The organism is Myxococcus sp. AB036A (assembly GCF_006547355.1).
In the GTDB taxonomy this organism is placed as follows: Bacteria; Myxococcota; Myxococcia; order Myxococcales; family Myxococcaceae; genus Myxococcus; species Myxococcus virescens.
In genome coordinates, this window is sequence record NZ_VHLC01000057.1 from 19,593 (window position 1) to 34,908 (window position 15,316).

Consider the following 15,316-nt stretch of genomic DNA (forward strand, 5'->3'; position numbering starts at 1 on the left):
GCCTAACCGCTCAGGGGGGGCGCGCTCGCGGGCCGACTGGGCCAGGGGAAGGGGCGGCCCTTATTGGAGGTCGCCGGAGAGATGGCCCCTTTCAGATGAAAGCGGCGTCGCCGCGCGACAGAGGCCATGGTTCGGTGGGGAGCAGATGCCTGTCTCCGTCAGCTGCCGCGCCCCTCGTGGGCGGGCGGCCTGGACAGGCGTGTCCCCAAGGGGCTGCGCAACCTCTCGACCGGACTGGGACACAGCTCGGCCGCCACCGTTGGCGGCCCTCCTCGTCTCTCTGCTCCAGGTAGCCACCCCATGCTCTCAACGAAGGTCGCGTTGGCCGAACAAATGGCCACGTTCGCTCTCGGCACGGTTGCGGTTTCACGCGGCCTTGTCGACGCAGCCACGGAAGTAGTCGCCGTCAGGAAGTTGGGTGGAATGCGCATCGGCGCATCGGCTACGTTGCGCCCTTTCGACGTAACGAAAGGCGTGCAGGAAGCTTCGCGAGGGGGCGACGGTTGCTTGCCGGATCTGCCGCTGAAAGGAGCTGGAGATGGAGTGCAACGACGAGAAGGGGTTCTTTTCCTGGGTCACCCGCCTGGTGCGCGACCATCGCGGCGCGCTCGCGGCGGTGGCTCGAAACGAGGGCCTGCTCGCAGACGACGCGCTCGACGCGGTCCAGGACGCCTTCGCGACCTTCCTCGGCCTGCCCCACGCGCGGAAGCTCGCGTACGAGGAGGACGACAGCCGCAACCTCCTCGCGATCCTCGTGCGCAACCACTCGCGGAACAAGCGGCGGCGCCACGAACTCGCACGGCCGCATCTCAGCGACCGTGAAGTGGTCGAGAGCCTGGCCGACGATCGGGAGAGCGTCGATTCGCTCATCGAGCATGCCGAGGCGCATGTGCTCGCCTTCCAATGCGTGGAGAAGCTCGCCGCGGTGCAGCGCCAGGTGGTGACGCTGCGCCTGCTCGAGGAGCAGCCGGGCGTCCGTGTGGCGGATCTCCTGGGCACCACACCTGGAAACGTCGCCGTGCTCCTGCACCGCGCGAAGCGTGAGCTCCGCGCGTGCATGGAGGAGTAGCGCTCTCAGGCGGCGGCGCGGTGGAGCCGCTCGGCCGGCTGCGGCTTGCGCTGCGCCAGCCAGACCCGCGCGGAATCGGCCATGGTGACGATGGCGGCGCCAATCATGATTGCATCCTTGACCACCAGCCGCCCGCGGCCGCTCAGCCACGGAAAGCCGTGGTGGGCGTCGCCGAGCGCCGGCACCCAGCTCTCAGGTGTGGTGACGAGAAAAGAGAGCGTCACTACCGACATGCCGATCACGAGGGCGCTGCCGATGGCGCCGAGCTCCGGGCGCCACCAATGGGCGGCGATGAGCAGGCCGAAGAGCACGATCACGCCACCGAGCAGGTAGGAGAACCCATAGGTCCCGTTCGCCTCGTGCCACGCGCGGTTGGCGGGAACGAGCGCGCCTTCGGCATTCATATGCTGCCGGTATTCGGGGGCGTCGTATGCATAGACGAAGCTCATGACCGGGCTGTTGGCCACGAAGGGGACGATGCCGTCGGCTTCGTATTCGGCGACCTTGAGCGAGCCAATCCAGACGAGGACGACGATCAGGCCGGCGCGAAGGACGTTCATTCCGATGCGGTCGGCACGGGCGGCGAGGCGGAGGAGCGACTCGATACGGGACAAGGATGGATCTCCTGCTGTGGGAAGCGCCCGAGCCCACGGTTTCGGACTCGAACGCTTGCGCTATGCCGTCATGAGGTTTCGTCCCGCCCGGGCATTACACGGAGCATTCAAAAGGCGAGCGCGGCGACGAGCAGCGCGCCGGCAACCAGCGCCGACCAGCGCCGCGTCTGTGTCCGGGGGAGCTCCTTCGTGGGCGCGAGCGCCTGTTCGCCTGGAGGAACGCTGCGCGCGCTGCGGGCGACGAAGATCGGCTGCCAGCGCGGCTCCTTGCGGCGCGCAAACTGTTCGAGCGGCGCGAGCACCTGGGGTGGGCGCGGTCTCCCGGGGAGGTGCCATGCATCAGGCCCTGCACGCGGAGGACGACGAGGTGCGCGAGGCGATGGTCCGTATCGCCGAGGACGAGACCCGGCACGCAGACCTGTCCTGGGCCATCGACCGTTGGGCGGTAGAGCGACTGCCGTCCGCCGAGCAGGAGGCGGTGCGCGCGGCACGTCGGCGGGCGGTGGATGCGCTGCGTGAAGAGGTCTCCGCGCCGACTGATGCGGCGCTTCTGCGGGCGCTCGGGCTGCCCGAACCGGAGGCCGCCGTCGCGATGGTGGACCTGCTCTCGCGGGAGCTCTGGAATTGAGGCGTCGGGCCTGCCCCTGATGCGGCCACGGAGTCGAGGTTTGCTCAGGGGCGTATCGGCCCAAGGCTCGTGCCGCTCACGTTGGCGGCACGTCCGCGAGCACCTCCCTCAGCCGTTCCTTGAGGGAGTGGCGCGCTGGCGCTGGAGCGCTTGTCACGAGCGGAGGATGCCCGCATCGCTTGGCACAGGAAGCGCTCGCTGCCGGACGGCACGACGCACCTGCTCTTCACCGGGCTGGCGCTCTTACGGCGTGTGGCGTCCCTGGTGCCTCCGTCTCGGGCAAACCTCACGAGGTTTCATGGCGTCAGCGCTCCAGGCGCAAGACTGCGGCCATTTCTGGTCCCTCAGGCAGGAGCGCAGGCCGAGCCTTGAGGCGGGAGTCCTCGGACGAGGTTTCTCCCGCCCCAAACCTCATGTGGCCCGAGGTGCGAGGCGAGGCCTCACGGGAACGCCATGATCGTCGGCGGCGTGGTGCTGGTGAAGAAGTCTGGATACCTCGCTGTGTAGTGGCTCCCGCTGCCGCTCTCTCCCGAGATGACGCCGGTCTTCGAGCCCGAGACGGTGACCGTGGTGCCGTCCGCGGCAATCGCCACGTTCTCCGACACGATGTTGCCCGCCCCCAGGTAGACGCCCAAGCCGCTGCTCCGGATGACGGTCAGTGTGGCCGGGTCCACGTGGTGCACGCTGAGGGTGATTGGCGCGCTGCCGCTGAGGCTCGACTTCTTGGTGTAGCTCGCGGCGATTCCCAGCGCATTCCCCGCCACCGACCGCGTCGGCTCATAGACGATGGACGTGCCCAGGGTCACGCTGCCGTAACCATACACACACGTCGGGATGGGCTGGCGGAAGAGCTTGACGTCATAGACAGTCGGCGTCACGTTCGGCTGCGGGTACGCGGAGATGCTGTAGATGCATCCGTCAAGCGACACGGATGACACCGCTGACTCTTGCTGCGCCAGCGCGTCGTCCTGCCCGGTCATCCCATCCTCTCCGCCGCAGGCAGGGAAGAGAACTGCGGCACAAAGATAGACAGCCCTTTTGAAGAATCGCATCGTGCAATGACTCCTTTGCTCGCGGGGGAAGCGCGGGAAGGGTAACAGCAAAGCCATTCTCTTCGCGGGCAATCTGCACGCATCCACTCGCTCCTTGATGCCCCCAGCGGTGGAAAGCTGCCACTCAGCGAACTGCGCCTGGGTCGCGTAGGCATCACCCCGAACGCGGTGTCCAACGACCCATGAGCGGGAACCCGATGTCTCGCATGATGTCTCGCATCAAGAGCGGAGGCCCTCTGGGTGGAGGGTGTTCGGGGACTCGCCCGCATTCACATCTCACCTCAGTGGCATGAAGCGCGATGCCTTTCTCTGTCTGGCCTGGTGTGACCTGACACCCTCCCCCTCAAATGAGGTGGTGGGACGCGCGAACCCATGGCACTGCGGTATCGGCTGGTGGCGCTCATGCCTGACACACCCGGGCGCTCTCCGTGGTTTCCCTGGGGTACCCTCGACACGCCCTCCGCTGGAAACGACGAAGCCCCCGACCCTCTACAGGGCCAGGGGCTTCCAGGGATGCCATCTGCGCAGCAGGCACTACACGATGGGCATGAAGACCTTGAAGCCCGTGCGCCCGCTGTTGGTCGTGTTGCGCTCGATGAAGTCGCTCGCGGACGAGTGACCATCACCCAGGGTGACGGCCGTGTGGCCGTAGATGCTGCCCAGGCGCGTGGAGGTGCTCTCCCAGGTGAGGACGAGGCCCGGAATCTTCAGCGCCTCCTCCAGCGACATGTTGACCTGCTTGAACTTGTCGCGCGGCAGGTTGTTGTCAATCTGGTTGCCGTTGCCCGACACGCCAATGCCCAGGGAATTGCGGATGGCCCGGCTGACGCCCGTGGCGCACAGGCCCTGGCTGTTGTAGCCGCCCATGCCCATGGCCGCCGAGCGGGCCGCATCCGCCAGTCGACGCATCGCGGCAGACGCGTTGCTGGGCCCAGCGCCCGTCGGGCCGCCCACGTCGGCTCCACCGCTCACGCCACCCGAGGAGCCTCCACCGCGAACGCCCTGAGGGCCGCCACCGGCGTCGAAGCTGTCGCGACCGGAGTGCCCGATGCGCAGCGTGTTCCCCGCGTAGATGAGGTCGGGGTTCGTGATGTTGTTGTCACGGGCAAGCTTCTCCACCGTGGTGCCGAAACGGGCCGCCAGGCCGGAGAGGGTATCGTTGGTACGGATGCGGTAGATGGACATGGTAGCTCCTACCCCCATTCTCGGGACTTCCCCGGCGGAGTTGCTTCCCTCTTCCAAGATTCTTGGATTGTTTGGGGAGCCTCCAGGTTTCACCTAGAGCGTCGGTCGCGTCTCTCCATGTGCGGGCGCACCCATGGCGTGCCAGGGGCCGGACATTCGGCGAAGGTTCCTGCCGAGCCCCTCCCGTGGAGCGGTCATCGCGCCGCATGTTGACGACTGCCCCCTCTGCGCCTGATGCGGCGACTGGTCAGCGACGTCCATGGCTGGAGCGACGGCTATCCGGCGTGAAAAGCCGGCACCGTGACGTTCCTCCTGCCTGGACGCCGTCTGGTGCCGTCACGACTCCGTCACGGCAACCATGGTTCCATCGAATGGTATCCAGGGCGGACGGTGGGGGAGCCTGCTCCGACGTACCCGCATTCCTTTCATGAAGGCCACCTCCGCCCAGGGTGCGCGAAGCGAAGTCCTTCGTTTCCTCGTTGCGCGGAGGTATTGGGATGATGACTCGTCTGATGCGCGTCCTGGTCATGGGGCTGGTGTGGATGCCGCTGCTGGCGCGAGGACAGGGGCTTCCCAAGGAGGAAGTCCGCGAGCCTCCCGTGGACATGGCGTCACAGTCCTCCACCGCGTCACCGTCCACAGCCTCGCCGACGCAGGGCTCCGGGGTGGTGCCGGATGATGACTACTCACTTGGAGGGCACCTGGTCGTCGGGACGCTCCTGGGCGGCGTCGGGCTCTTCACTGGCACGCTGGTGGGAGGATTGGTCGGCGCAGCGCTGGATGGCAACTGCTCGCTGACGCGCTGCGGAGACACATTCGCGTTCGCCATTCCAATGAGCCTGGGGACCACGCTCGGAACGTCGCTGGCCATCTACCTCACGGGGAACAAGTTCAACGGGAGGGGCAACTTCGGCCCCACCTTCCTGGGCGCCGCACTGGGAGCGGTTCCATTCGCCTTGCTCACGACCAGCCGCCACGATCGCGTGGCGAGGGTTGGCACTGTCGGGATGCTGGTCACTCCTCTCATCGGTTCGTTCACGGGCTACTGGCTTTCGCGATCGTCGAGCCCTTCGCACGGGACAGTGCGCGCGGAATTGCCGGAAGCCCAGGCTGCTCCGGTGCTGGGCCTGACTCAAGGCGGTGCGCTCGTCGGGGTGACGGGGCGCTTCTGAGCCTCCTCGATGCGGATGAGACGCAGCTCCTCTGCGGCGGTGGATGAGCGGCTTCATTTCCTTCGGCGTAGCGATGGGCGGAGTGTCTGTGGAGGAGCCGAGGGGGTAGGGCTGGGTGCCAACGGCAGCCCGGTTCGGCGGACGCATCGGGAGCGGGAGCGCCACGTATGCGCACGAACGCTACGAGGCCGGCGGGACGGGCTACGTCTTCGCGGTGAAGCGCCAGCTGCCCCTGGCGAGGATGACGCCCAGCGCCCCTGAACCCATGAGTTCCCGGAAGGAGCGCCGGGCACCTCTGGCGCTGGCAGGCCGGCAAGAGCAGGGCTTCCGGTCAGCCTCGCCCGGCCAGGAGCTTGGGGGGCGGTTCAATCCGGCGGAGCCTGGCGAACACCACGACGCCCGGCACGCGCCGCGCCTCAGCGAATCCAACCCGCCGCGCGAAAGAGCCGCGCGTAGATGTCGCGGATCACCGGCTCCTTTCGGCGGTTGTATTCCATTACATCGTCCATGCCTTCGGCGGAGGTGTACTTGACCGCCGCGTAGCGCTGCCGGTCGTCGTCGTGCTCGCGCAGCCAGTCGCGGAACATGACGTGGCGAATCACCTCGGGGCAGTCCGGGCCGAACACATGCAGGTTCACGCGTGGCGCGGCGAGCCGCAGGCAGCGGTGCTGATGCCAGGACGGCTCGCGAATGATGAGGTCGTAGCCCAGGCTCTCGAGGGCGGGCACATAGTCGTCCTCGCGCGTGGGGTCGGCGACGATGAGGTCGATGTCGATGATGGGCTTGGCGGGAAGGCCCGGCACGGCGGTCGAGCCGACGTGCTCGACCTGCACGGCCGATGCGCCCATCACCCCCTGGATGGCCACGGCAAGCTCCGCGTAGCGCGTCGGCCATCCGGCATCATAGGGAACGACTGCAACTTTCTCAGGAGCGGGTTTTCCTTTGACCCAGGGGTTCTCGTCTGGGTCGGCATCGTAATGACGCATGATGTCTTCGGGGCGTGGCATGCTGGGCATTCTCGCTCATGATGTGAACTCCGGCGACCGCGTCTACCCGCAGGCAACTGTCATCGTCCAACCAGGACGCCTCGAGCCGGATACCCCTCACCTCCGCGCCTGTCCACGAAGCCAGCGGCGAAGCACGGCGCCGCGTCCTCGCGCCTGATGGCGAAGGAGGGCTTTGACACCCCATGGGCGCAGGTGAGCGCCCTGCTCGAGGGCATGCGACGCCGACTCCATCGCGGGATTGCTTGCCCACCGGCACCTCGCCCGCCAGCGGGCGCTGGACCAGGAGTCAGCGGGTGCGCACATGGGCTGAGCCCCGCTCCCGCGCAGCCCTCGCTTCGGTGCCACCACCGAAGCGGGGGCCGTACCCGAGGACGCGTCAGGGCAGGCAGCTCGTCGTCAGCATCGTGAGGGAGGCGCTGCCTTCCTGGCTCACCATCAGCTCGAGCTTGTCATCGCCGCTGAAGTTCCCAGCCGCGAGCCCCAGCGGCGCGCCGTCCAGGACCACGTCTTGTCTCGCCGAGAGCGAACCATCGCCCATGCCGCGCAGGAAGCTGACCGTGTTCTTGGCCGTATTCGTCACGGCGACGTCCAACCAACCGTCCTGGTTGAAGTCCGCCACGGCCAGCTCACCCACCTCCCCCAGCACGTCGAAGTTCTTCGCGGCCTCGAACGTGCCGTCGCCGCGCCCCAGTCTCACGCTCACCGCGGGCTCGTTGAAGGAATCTCCCTTGCTGGTCACCAGCAGGTCCGCCCGGCCATCGTTGTTGAAGTCCGCCGCGGCCACATGCCTGGGCGCGTTCTGGGCGGGATACCGGAACGCCGCGCGGAACGAGCCATCGCCCGCGCCAAAGTAGACATAGAAGTCGGAGACGAGCGAGGCGGGCATCACCACGTCCAGGTGACCGTCCCCGTCGAAGTCCGCGGTGGTGACGGTGAGCGCGGCGAAGGACAGGGGGAAATCCAGCCGGGTGAGCGAGCCCATCCCGTTGCCTTTCATCCAGCTCAGCGTCGAGGACCCCGTCGTGAGGCTCGTATTGACGGTGAAGACATCCCGGTTCCCATCTCCATCGAAGTCCGCCGTCGTCATCGCCCAGGGGCCCGCGCCCGTGAGGGTGCTGCGTCCCGCCCCGAAGTCGCCATTCCCCAGGCCGGGTAGCACGCTCACCGACTGAGTCCGGGTGTTGAGCACCACCAGGTCCAGCAGCGTGTCGCCGTCGAAGTCCCCCGTGAGGACGCTCTTCGGGTCCGCGCCCACCGCGAACTCCCCTTGCTTGCGGAAGCTCCCATCCCCCTGCCCGAGAAAGGTGGCGACGGTCCTCTCGGCCATTCGCGTCCCGGCGAGGTCCAGCTTCCCGTCCTTGTCGAAGTCCCCCGCCACCAATCCCCGGAGCTCGGCCTCCACGGAGACCTGTGGGAGCTTCGTCAGTCCGACATGGTCACAGCGTGTCTTCGACAGTCGCGGCGCCGAGGGCGGCCCCATCCCCACTGCATTCACCGCCCGGACCACGACCTGGTACTCCGTATCCGGTCTCAGCCCCGTGAGCTCCACGCTCGTGCCCTGCGCGGACAGGGAGCGCTGGAACGTCCCGGCGAGGAGCTCGACGGAATACGAGTGAACCGTCGCCCGTCCGTCCGAGGTCGGAGGCTCCCAGCTCACCTGCAGCGCCGTGTTGAGGGAGACGACATCGATGATTCGGGGGGCGCTCGGCAGGTCGTGGGTCGTCACGGCGACCGAAGCGCTTGACTCAGGTCCATCTCCGGCCGCGTTGGTGGCGCGAACCTGGAAGGTATAGCTCGTGCCGTCGGAGAGGCCGGACACCACCACCTGCGTGGCGCCTGTCGTCGTGGCGATGATGCTCCCGGAGCCCGTCACCGTGTACTTCACGATGGCGCCGCCGCCGTTCGAGGTGGGCGCCTTCCAGCTCACCTGCGCGGACCGGATGCCTGGCGTGGCCTGGACGTCCATCGGTGGCCCTGGAGTCGTCACCTCGGGCTCCGGCCTCGGCGGAGGGTCCTTGTCCCCACCCTCCGAACTGGAACCGGAGCACGCCACGAGGAGTCCCATCAACAGTGCGGCAACGAGGCCGCGCTCATACACCTGAAGCATCATCCATCCCTGGTCAGTTGGCTCCGGCCGGCCATGCGTGGCCTGTAAAGGCAAACCATATGCCCCAGGCGTCGTGAGGCACAGCTCGGAAGTCCGCCCGCGAGGCGTGCAGCGCGTGACACAGGGACTGTGAAGGTGAAGGCACGACTGCCCATTCCCTGCACAAAGGCAAAAGCCCCTGAACGTGCCACTGCACTCACGCCGTTGGCCGGGAGACTTCGGAGAAATACGCCTCCGTGCTCTATCGAATTCCAGCGGCTGGGTAGGCAGTTTTTGTATCAGGCCAGCGCGCCATGCCTGTGCCGAACATGACGTTCGCGACATCCCGCCGCCACCCCGAAAACGGTGTTCGCCTTGGGCGTGAAACCTCTGAATTCTCCAGCCAATTTTTCCGGCGGCACAAAAGCCACGCCGGAAAAGCTCGCCTGAGCTCCCGCTCTATCGCTGCGAGGTAGGCGTTCGGACTGGCCCGGAATCGACGGTCCAAGACTCGCCGCGCGGCACCCGATGGCCGGCGCGCACGCGTGGCTCGAGGGATGACCCCGGGCGCTACCGTCAGGTGCTTTGGACGCGGAGCTCGAGCGGGGGTGGCGCCTGAAGCTGAACGTGCTCGCCCGAGCGCGGATGCAGGAAGGTGAGTGACTCCGCGTGCAGCAGATAGCCGCCGTCTCCAGGGAGGCCGGGGTTCTCCGCCAGCGGCAGGCCGCCCACGCCGAAGAGCGGGTCCCCCACGAGCGGGTGGCCGATGAAGGCGAGGTGGATGCGGATCTGCTCGGAGCGCCCCGTGTGGATGTCCACCTCAAAGAGGGTGTGCTCGGTGCGCCGCTCCAGCACCCGGGCCGTGCTGTGTGAGGGCTTTCCCCTCGCACTGGCACCATGGACTTCGCCCAGCCGAGGATGGGGCACCAACCCGATGGGCGCGCGGATGTCGTAGGACTCCTGGGCGGCGAGTCCCTGGGAGAGTGCGCGGTAGCGCTTGTGCACGCGGCCCTCGCGCCAATCGCTCGCCAGGCGCGCGGCTGCGTCGCGGGTGCGGGTGAAGAGCACGAGGCCCGACGTCGCGCGTCCCAGGCGGTGCATGGGAACCGCCTCCGGCCATCGTGCCTGGACGAAGGAGAGCAGGGTGTTCTTCAGGAAGCCTCCCGAGGGCAGGGTCGGCAGCCCGCTCGGCTTCACGACGACGACCAACTCCGCATCCTCGTACACGAGCTCGAAGGACTGCGGAGTGTCCGCCTCTTCCCACGGCGGGCGGTGCCAGCACAGCCACTGCCCCGGCTTCAGCGGCTCCGAGCCGTCGGCGGTGACGTCATCGAGTCGCACCTCGCCCCGAGCGAAGCGTGCCCGCCACTCCTCCTCCGAGGAGTGACGATACTTGTCCGTCATATGGGCGAGCGCGCTGCTGCCCGGTCGGCGCCCGAGCTTCTCGCGATACACATAGCCGTCGTTGAGCAGCACTCGAACACCCTACACCGCGTGGGCTCGCGGTGGGAGGCACTCCACCTCCGGTCGCCGCACTCCGCGTCTGACTCACCTCCGACGAAGGGGAGGCACCACGGGGACTCACCCGGGGCCGGGGTGCCGTCAAAGCGGCGGCAGCTTGTCCAGGAAGCCTGACTTCGACAGCCACATCACCAGCGCGAAGCTGATGGTGTTGAAGGCCGCGTGCGCGACAACCAGGGGCAGCAGGCGTCCCCGGAACCAGAAGACGAACCCGAACCAGGCCCCCAGCACGAAGGTCTGGAAGACGGCGAGCGTGCCTTCGTAGAAGTGGCCCACGGAGAACAGCACGGCCGCGACCAGCACCGCGGGCACCCAGCGGCCCAGCACCACGCGCAGGCGGGGTACGAGGAAGCCCCGGAAGACGAACTCCTCGAAGCCTGTCACCAGCACCATGATGGCCGCGAAGGCGGGCACGTCCAGGCCAGTGTCCATGAGCGCGGCGGCCAGGCCCTTGCGCGCCAGCATCTCCTTGTCGACCAGCTTCAACGCCACGGCGACGGCCGCCATGGGCACCGACGCGGCGATGTGCACCGCGTAGGTGGCGACGAGCACCGGCACGCCGAGCAGCAGCTCCTTCGCCCAGCCCTCGCGCGCCAGCCCTACCTGCGCGGGCCCCTGTCCGTCGCGCCACACCAGCACAGCCACCAGCAGGATCATCCCCAGTGCGCGGATGCACAGGGGCGCCATGGACAGGGAGAAGCCCTTCTCCTGCTCCGCCGCGGTGGCGACCCAGGCGCCCGCGCCCGTGCCGCCCAGCGCCACCAGGAGCCCCAGGACGCCCAGCCAGGCGCCCGCGCGCGTGGCCTCCCAGGGGCGCAGCAGGGCCAGTCCCCAGGCGAGCAGCGCGACCGCGAGCACGGCCAGGACGACTCGACCCGCGGGGCCCGCCGACGAGGGCCCGAGGACGGCGAGGAACACGAACGCCGCTTCTGACAGGGCCCGGCGCCGCGGCGGGGCGTTCTCCAGCAGCACGGCGACATCACGACGCACGGGGCGTTCCTCCGGTCCAGGCCACGGGGCAGGGGCCTCGCGGGATTCCGGACACGCTACCGGCTTCGCCCGCAGGTTTCTGAGCCCTCCTCGGCCTTCCGTTCATGCGACGCACGTGTTCCAACGGGAACGCTCGGGGAGGGAAGGGTGGCATCCTCATTGATGGCCGCGAAATCGCACGTGGCCTTGTTGGACACGGGGGAGCAGGAGCCGCTACGGCCCTTGTTTCGGAGGGCGAGTGGCGGCGGCAGCGGCGGCTTCGCGCAGCTTGTCCTTCTTGCTCTTGCGCCGACCCTTCACGCCGCCATTCGGATCCAGGGGCGGCGTGGTCGTCGAGACCACTTCCGTCGGCTCGAAGCCCGGCACCTGTTCGCGCGGGAGGTCGAGCTGGTGGCGTTTCTCGATGAGTCGGAAGTGGGCTTCGGTGTCCGCGCTGACGAAGCTGATCGCCACGCCCTTTTCGCCCGCGCGCCCCGTGCGGCCGATGCGATGCACGTAGTCCGCGGTCGAGCGGGGCAGGTCGTAGTTCACGACTGCCGGCAACTGCGCGATGTCCAGGCCGCGAGCGGCGACGTCCGTGGCCACGCGCACGCGCACGCGCTTCGCCTTGAAGTCCGCGAGCGCCTGCGTGCGCGCGCCCTGGCTGAGTTCCCCATGCAAGGACGTCGCGACGATGCCGGCCCGGTTCAGCTTCAGCGCGACATGGTCCGCCGCGTAGCGACTGGCCACGAACGTGAGCACATGGCTCCACGCATGTGTTTCCAACAGGTGCCGCAGCAGCATCGTGCGCCGGGGCACATCCACCTGGAGGGCCCGCTGGAGGATGAACTCCGTCGAGGGCAGTTCCCCGTCATCGACGTCGATGCGCGTGGGCTCGTGCAGCAGTTGCTCCGCGAACTTCCGCACCGCGGGCGGGAAGGTGGCGGAGAACAACAGGTTCTGGCGGCGCGTGGGCAGCAGTGCCAGCAGGCTGTTGAGCTCATCGGCGAAGCCCAGCGAGAACAGCCGGTCGGCCTCGTCGAGCACCAGCGTCTCCACCTGGTCCAGCCGGAGCGCGTTTTGATGCACCAGGTCCAGCGCGCGGCCGGGCGTGGCCACGACGATGTCCGCGCCGCCCCGCAACGCCATCATCTGCGGGTTGGCGGAGACGCCACCGACAGCGATGCAGGTCTTCAGCGGCTTCTTCAGGTGTTGGGCGTACCGCTGGATGGAATCGACGATCTGCGCGGCGAGCTCCCGCGTGGGCACCAGGATGAAGGCCCGCACTGGTCGGACCGACCCTCCGGGACGCGCCCGCAGGGCTTCCAGGATGGGCAGCAGGAACGCGGCGGTCTTCCCCGAGCCCGTCTTCGCCGAAGCCCAGACGTCGCCACCTCGCAGGACCACGGGGATGGTCGCGCGCTGCACCGGCGTGGGTTCGTCGTATCCGAGTCCGGCCACGGCGCGGGTGAGCGCCTCCGACAGGCCGAGCGAAGCGAATGTCATGGGAAGAAAGCCTTGGGTAGCGCGAGGACGCGGAACCCTACCCTGCCCGAGAGGTCCGCCCACGGTATTCCTACCCCCTCCCCATCCAGGCAAGGTATCGCCCGGACCCAGTGGGGGGCGGGGGGCGTGGACTCGCCCCGTCGCGGGACGGCCCGACGTGTTACGAGGATGCGCATGGCGATTTCCACATTCCCTGAGCGTCTGCGTGCCGTCCTCGTCGGTGTCCAGCTTCCGGGCGTTTCGGACGAAGAGCACGCCGCGGACTTCGCGGAGCTGCGCCGGCTGGTGCACACGCTGGGGTATGACACGGTGGCGACCGTGTCCCAGAAGCGGACACGGCTGGCCACAGGCACGGTGCTCGGGACGGGCAAGCTCAAGGAGCTGGCGGCCCTCACCGGAGGCTCGGGCGTGATTACGTCCGGGGCGAGCGACCGGACGTCGAAGGCTCGCGAGAAGTGGGAGGCCGCCGCCAACACGGAGCCCGACGCCGAGGGCGAGGCCGTCGAAGAGGAGGCCGACGACGTGGAGGCGGAGGACGCGCTGCTGCCTCCGCCTTCGGAAGAAAACGACAAGGCGGGGCCTCGGCCTACCGTGGTGGTCGTGGACCACGAGCTGTCGCCCGGCCAGCTGCGCAACCTGGAGAAGGCCACTGGCGCGATGGTGCTGGACCGCGCGGGCGTGATTGTCGACATCTTCCACCGGCACGCGAAGAGCCACGAAGCGCGGATGCAGGTGGAGATCGCCCGGCTCAACTACCTGGCCCCCCGGCTGCGCGAATCCACCGGAGGCCGCGAGCGGCAGCAGGGGCGTGGCGCGGGTGACTCGGCGCTGGAGCTGGACCGCCGCAAGATTCGCGACCGGCTGGCGGAGCTGCGCGAGGGATTGGCGGCCATCCAGAAGGACCAGGACCACCGCCGCTACGCGCGAAGGGACCTGCTGCGGGTGGCGCTGGTGGGCTACACGAACGCGGGCAAGTCCTCGCTGATGCGTGCGTTGACGGGCAGCACGGTGCTGGTCGCGGACCAGCTCTTCGCCACGCTCGACACCACGGTGCGCGCGATGCAGCCGGAGACCCGTCCGCGCATCCTGGTCTCCGACACGGTGGGCTTCATCCAGAAGCTGCCGCACGACCTGGTCGCGTCCTTCCGCTCCACACTGGACGAGGCCCTGGAAGCGTCACTGCTGCTCTATGTGGTGGATGCGTCGGACCCCACGTGGGCCGCGCAGTTGGAGGTCACCCGCACGGTGCTCCGGGATATCGGCGCGGACGCCGTACCGAGCAAGCTGCTCTTCAACAAGGCGGACCGGCTGGACGCGGCGGCGAAGGAAGCGCTGCTCGCGAAGCACCCGGACGCCTTGATGCTCTCCGCGCACCTGCCGGACGACGTGGCGATGCTGCGCAAGAACATCATCGCCTACTTCGAGTCCTCGATGGTGGAGGCGGACCTGGTGATTCCCTACTCCCGGCAGGGGCGCATCAGCGAGGTGTACGAGCACACCACGGTGGTGTCCCAGGCCTACGACGAGAGCGGCAGCCGACTGCGCGTGCGGGGCCTACCAGGGGCCATCGCGAAGCTCACCCAGGCGTTCCAGGAGTAGGCCTTCCCCGGCGCCACCCCAGCCAAGGGAGTCCACTCCGCCTGCCTCACGGGCTGGAAAACCGGAGGCCGCTGACGCCCGCGCTCCGGCACGGCACCGGAGGCGGGCTGTTCCAGCGGACTACTCGGCGCGGCAGACGGCCGGCGCGGAGAGGTTGGGGCGAATCATCTTGAACGGCTGAATCAGGTCCGGGACGCGGAGCAGCGCGTCACGGCAGCCCGCCTCGTCGTTGCCGGACATCTCCACCTTGAAGCTGCAGTCCTGCGCGCCCTCGCAGACCGTCTTGGCCAGCCGTGCATAGCAGTCTACGGCGCGGGCGCAGGTGCCCTCGCCCAGGTCCACCGACGCGGAGGAGGACGTCGTCGAGGCAGAGGCCGTGTTCGTGTTCGTCGACACCGACGCGCCAGCGGACAGGGAGTCCCGCGAGTTCGCGTCCGGGGCGTTCAGGTTGATGGTGACGTTCGTCTGCGCGGGCGCGTGGGGCGGGGCGGCGACGAAGCGCGGGTTGATGCGGTCCTGGGCGCAGAGGTACAGCTCCTCGCCCTTCTTGCGCACCGTGGCGAGCTTCGCCTCCAGCTCCTCCGGAGGAACCTGCTTGTCGTCCACGGAGACATGGAAGGTGTACGCGTCCATCCCATTGTAACGGAAATACATCATGGAGGTCGCGTCGTAGGTGACGGCGATGGCCGTGTTGTCCATGGACTGCGACTCGAGACCGCTCTCCAGGGCGCAGACGCCGATGGACGTCTTGGTCGTCGAGGCGTCATGCGAGTCGACGGGCAGCGTGTAGTACTTGTTGGCACCACAAGCCGCCAGAGAGAGACACAGAGACGTCAGGGACAGCCCCTGGATGAGCCGCTTCATGAGGTTTGCTCCTAGGAAGAGGAATGGGTCCGCGCTGGTGAAGT

At 68.1% G+C, this 15,316-nt stretch carries 14 protein-coding genes and 1 pseudogene; 5 read left to right on the top strand and 10 right to left on the bottom strand.

Going from position 1 to position 15,316, the window contains the following annotated elements; all coding sequences use genetic code 11:
• Positions 1 to 538 precede the first annotated feature (538 nt).
• Complete coding sequence (locus FL344_RS22560; RefSeq protein WP_228565282.1) at positions 539 to 1,069, top strand: RNA polymerase sigma factor; 531 nt, start codon at positions 539 to 541, stop codon at positions 1,067 to 1,069.
• 5 nt (positions 1,070 to 1,074) lie between these two features.
• Here the strand turns inward: FL344_RS22560 and FL344_RS22565 are convergent, their stop codons facing one another.
• Together FL344_RS22565 and FL344_RS22570 are read right to left on the bottom strand one after the other, a co-directional pair.
• Positions 1,075 to 1,683 carry a DUF417 family protein gene (locus tag FL344_RS22565; RefSeq protein ID WP_141589213.1) on the bottom strand — a complete coding sequence of 203 codons (609 nt, stop codon included), beginning with the start codon at positions 1,681 to 1,683 and terminating at the stop codon, positions 1,075 to 1,077.
• A gap of 107 nt (positions 1,684 to 1,790) precedes the next feature.
• Positions 1,791 to 1,985, bottom strand: a complete 195-nt coding sequence (locus tag FL344_RS22570) for a hypothetical protein (protein WP_141619966.1) — start codon at positions 1,983 to 1,985, stop codon at positions 1,791 to 1,793.
• Between the two features lie 35 nt (positions 1,986 to 2,020).
• Here FL344_RS22570 and FL344_RS22575 point away from each other — a divergent pair.
• Together FL344_RS22575 and FL344_RS22580 are read left to right on the top strand one after the other, a co-directional pair.
• Positions 2,021 to 2,311: pseudogene (locus FL344_RS22575) on the top strand (ferritin-like domain-containing protein); the annotation flags it as partial.
• 141 nt (positions 2,312 to 2,452) lie between these two features.
• Complete coding sequence (locus FL344_RS22580; protein ID WP_228565289.1) at positions 2,453 to 2,683, top strand: transposase; 231 nt, start codon at positions 2,453 to 2,455, stop codon at positions 2,681 to 2,683.
• A gap of 68 nt (positions 2,684 to 2,751) precedes the next feature.
• On the opposite strand, the gene FL344_RS22585 is transcribed toward FL344_RS22580, so the two are convergent.
• Both FL344_RS22585 and FL344_RS22590 read right to left on the bottom strand, forming a co-directional pair.
• Positions 2,752 to 3,291 carry a hypothetical protein gene (locus tag FL344_RS22585; RefSeq protein ID WP_141619967.1) on the bottom strand — a complete coding sequence of 180 codons (540 nt, stop codon included), beginning with the start codon at positions 3,289 to 3,291 and terminating at the stop codon, positions 2,752 to 2,754.
• A 606-nt stretch (positions 3,292 to 3,897) separates the two neighbouring features.
• Positions 3,898 to 4,548, bottom strand: coding sequence for a LysM domain-containing protein (locus tag FL344_RS22590; protein ID WP_228557745.1), 651 nt, complete (start codon positions 4,546 to 4,548; stop codon positions 3,898 to 3,900).
• A gap of 497 nt (positions 4,549 to 5,045) precedes the next feature.
• Between FL344_RS22590 and FL344_RS22595 the strand changes: the two genes are divergently transcribed.
• The gene (locus FL344_RS22595; RefSeq protein WP_228565283.1) at positions 5,046 to 5,720 is read left to right on the top strand and encodes a hypothetical protein; all 675 of its coding nucleotides are present in this window, start codon (positions 5,046 to 5,048) and stop codon (positions 5,718 to 5,720) included.
• A 416-nt stretch (positions 5,721 to 6,136) separates the two neighbouring features.
• Here FL344_RS22595 and FL344_RS22600 read toward each other — a convergent pair whose 3' ends face one another.
• The 5 genes from FL344_RS22600 to FL344_RS22620 form a co-directional block, all read right to left on the bottom strand.
• On the bottom strand, positions 6,137 to 6,727 hold the full coding sequence (locus FL344_RS22600; RefSeq protein ID WP_194863210.1) for a GrpB family protein: 591 nt from the start codon (positions 6,725 to 6,727) through the stop codon (positions 6,137 to 6,139).
• Between the two features lie 376 nt (positions 6,728 to 7,103).
• A complete protein-coding gene (locus FL344_RS22605) occupies positions 7,104 to 8,837 on the bottom strand; it encodes an FG-GAP-like repeat-containing protein (protein ID WP_194863211.1) in 1,734 nt (577 codons plus the stop codon).
• Positions 8,838 to 9,389: 552 nt separating this feature from the next.
• Complete coding sequence (locus tag FL344_RS22610) at positions 9,390 to 10,289, bottom strand: RluA family pseudouridine synthase (protein WP_141619970.1); 900 nt, start codon at positions 10,287 to 10,289, stop codon at positions 9,390 to 9,392.
• A 126-nt stretch (positions 10,290 to 10,415) separates the two neighbouring features.
• Entirely contained in the window at positions 10,416 to 11,324 is a 909-nt protein-coding gene (locus tag FL344_RS22615) for a CPBP family intramembrane glutamic endopeptidase (RefSeq protein ID WP_141619971.1), read from the bottom strand.
• A gap of 213 nt (positions 11,325 to 11,537) precedes the next feature.
• A complete protein-coding gene (locus FL344_RS22620; protein WP_141619972.1) occupies positions 11,538 to 12,809 on the bottom strand; it encodes a DEAD/DEAH box helicase in 1,272 nt (423 codons plus the stop codon).
• 168 nt (positions 12,810 to 12,977) lie between these two features.
• On the opposite strand from FL344_RS22620, the gene hflX reads away from it, so the two are divergent.
• A complete protein-coding gene (gene hflX, locus FL344_RS22625; RefSeq protein WP_141619973.1) occupies positions 12,978 to 14,408 on the top strand; it encodes a GTPase HflX in 1,431 nt (476 codons plus the stop codon).
• A gap of 120 nt (positions 14,409 to 14,528) precedes the next feature.
• Here the strand turns inward: hflX and FL344_RS22630 are convergent, their stop codons facing one another.
• The gene (locus tag FL344_RS22630) at positions 14,529 to 15,272 is read right to left on the bottom strand and encodes a hypothetical protein (protein ID WP_228565284.1); all 744 of its coding nucleotides are present in this window, start codon (positions 15,270 to 15,272) and stop codon (positions 14,529 to 14,531) included.
• Between the last annotated feature and the right edge of the window lie 44 nt (positions 15,273 to 15,316).

Bases quoted from the DNA above. Each gene is read 5' to 3' on its own strand.
- FL344_RS22560 (WP_228565282.1), top strand. From the start codon at position 539: ATGGAGTGCAACGACGAGAAGGGGTTCTTTTCCTGGGTCACCCGCCTG.
- FL344_RS22585 (WP_141619967.1), bottom strand. From the start codon at position 3,291: ATGACCGGGCAGGACGACGCGCTGGCGCAGCAAGAGTCAGCGGTGTCA.
- FL344_RS22590 (WP_228557745.1), bottom strand. From the start codon at position 4,548: ATGTCCATCTACCGCATCCGTACCAACGATACCCTCTCCGGCCTGGCG.
- FL344_RS22595 (WP_228565283.1), top strand. From the start codon at position 5,046: ATGATGACTCGTCTGATGCGCGTCCTGGTCATGGGGCTGGTGTGGATG.
- FL344_RS22600 (WP_194863210.1), bottom strand. From the start codon at position 6,727: ATGCCACGCCCCGAAGACATCATGCGTCATTACGATGCCGACCCAGAC.
- FL344_RS22605 (WP_194863211.1), bottom strand. From the start codon at position 8,837: ATGATGCTTCAGGTGTATGAGCGCGGCCTCGTTGCCGCACTGTTGATG.
- FL344_RS22620 (WP_141619972.1), bottom strand. From the start codon at position 12,809: ATGACATTCGCTTCGCTCGGCCTGTCGGAGGCGCTCACCCGCGCCGTG.
- hflX (WP_141619973.1), top strand. From the start codon at position 12,978: ATGCGCATGGCGATTTCCACATTCCCTGAGCGTCTGCGTGCCGTCCTC.
- FL344_RS22630 (WP_228565284.1), bottom strand. From the start codon at position 15,272: ATGAAGCGGCTCATCCAGGGGCTGTCCCTGACGTCTCTGTGTCTCTCT.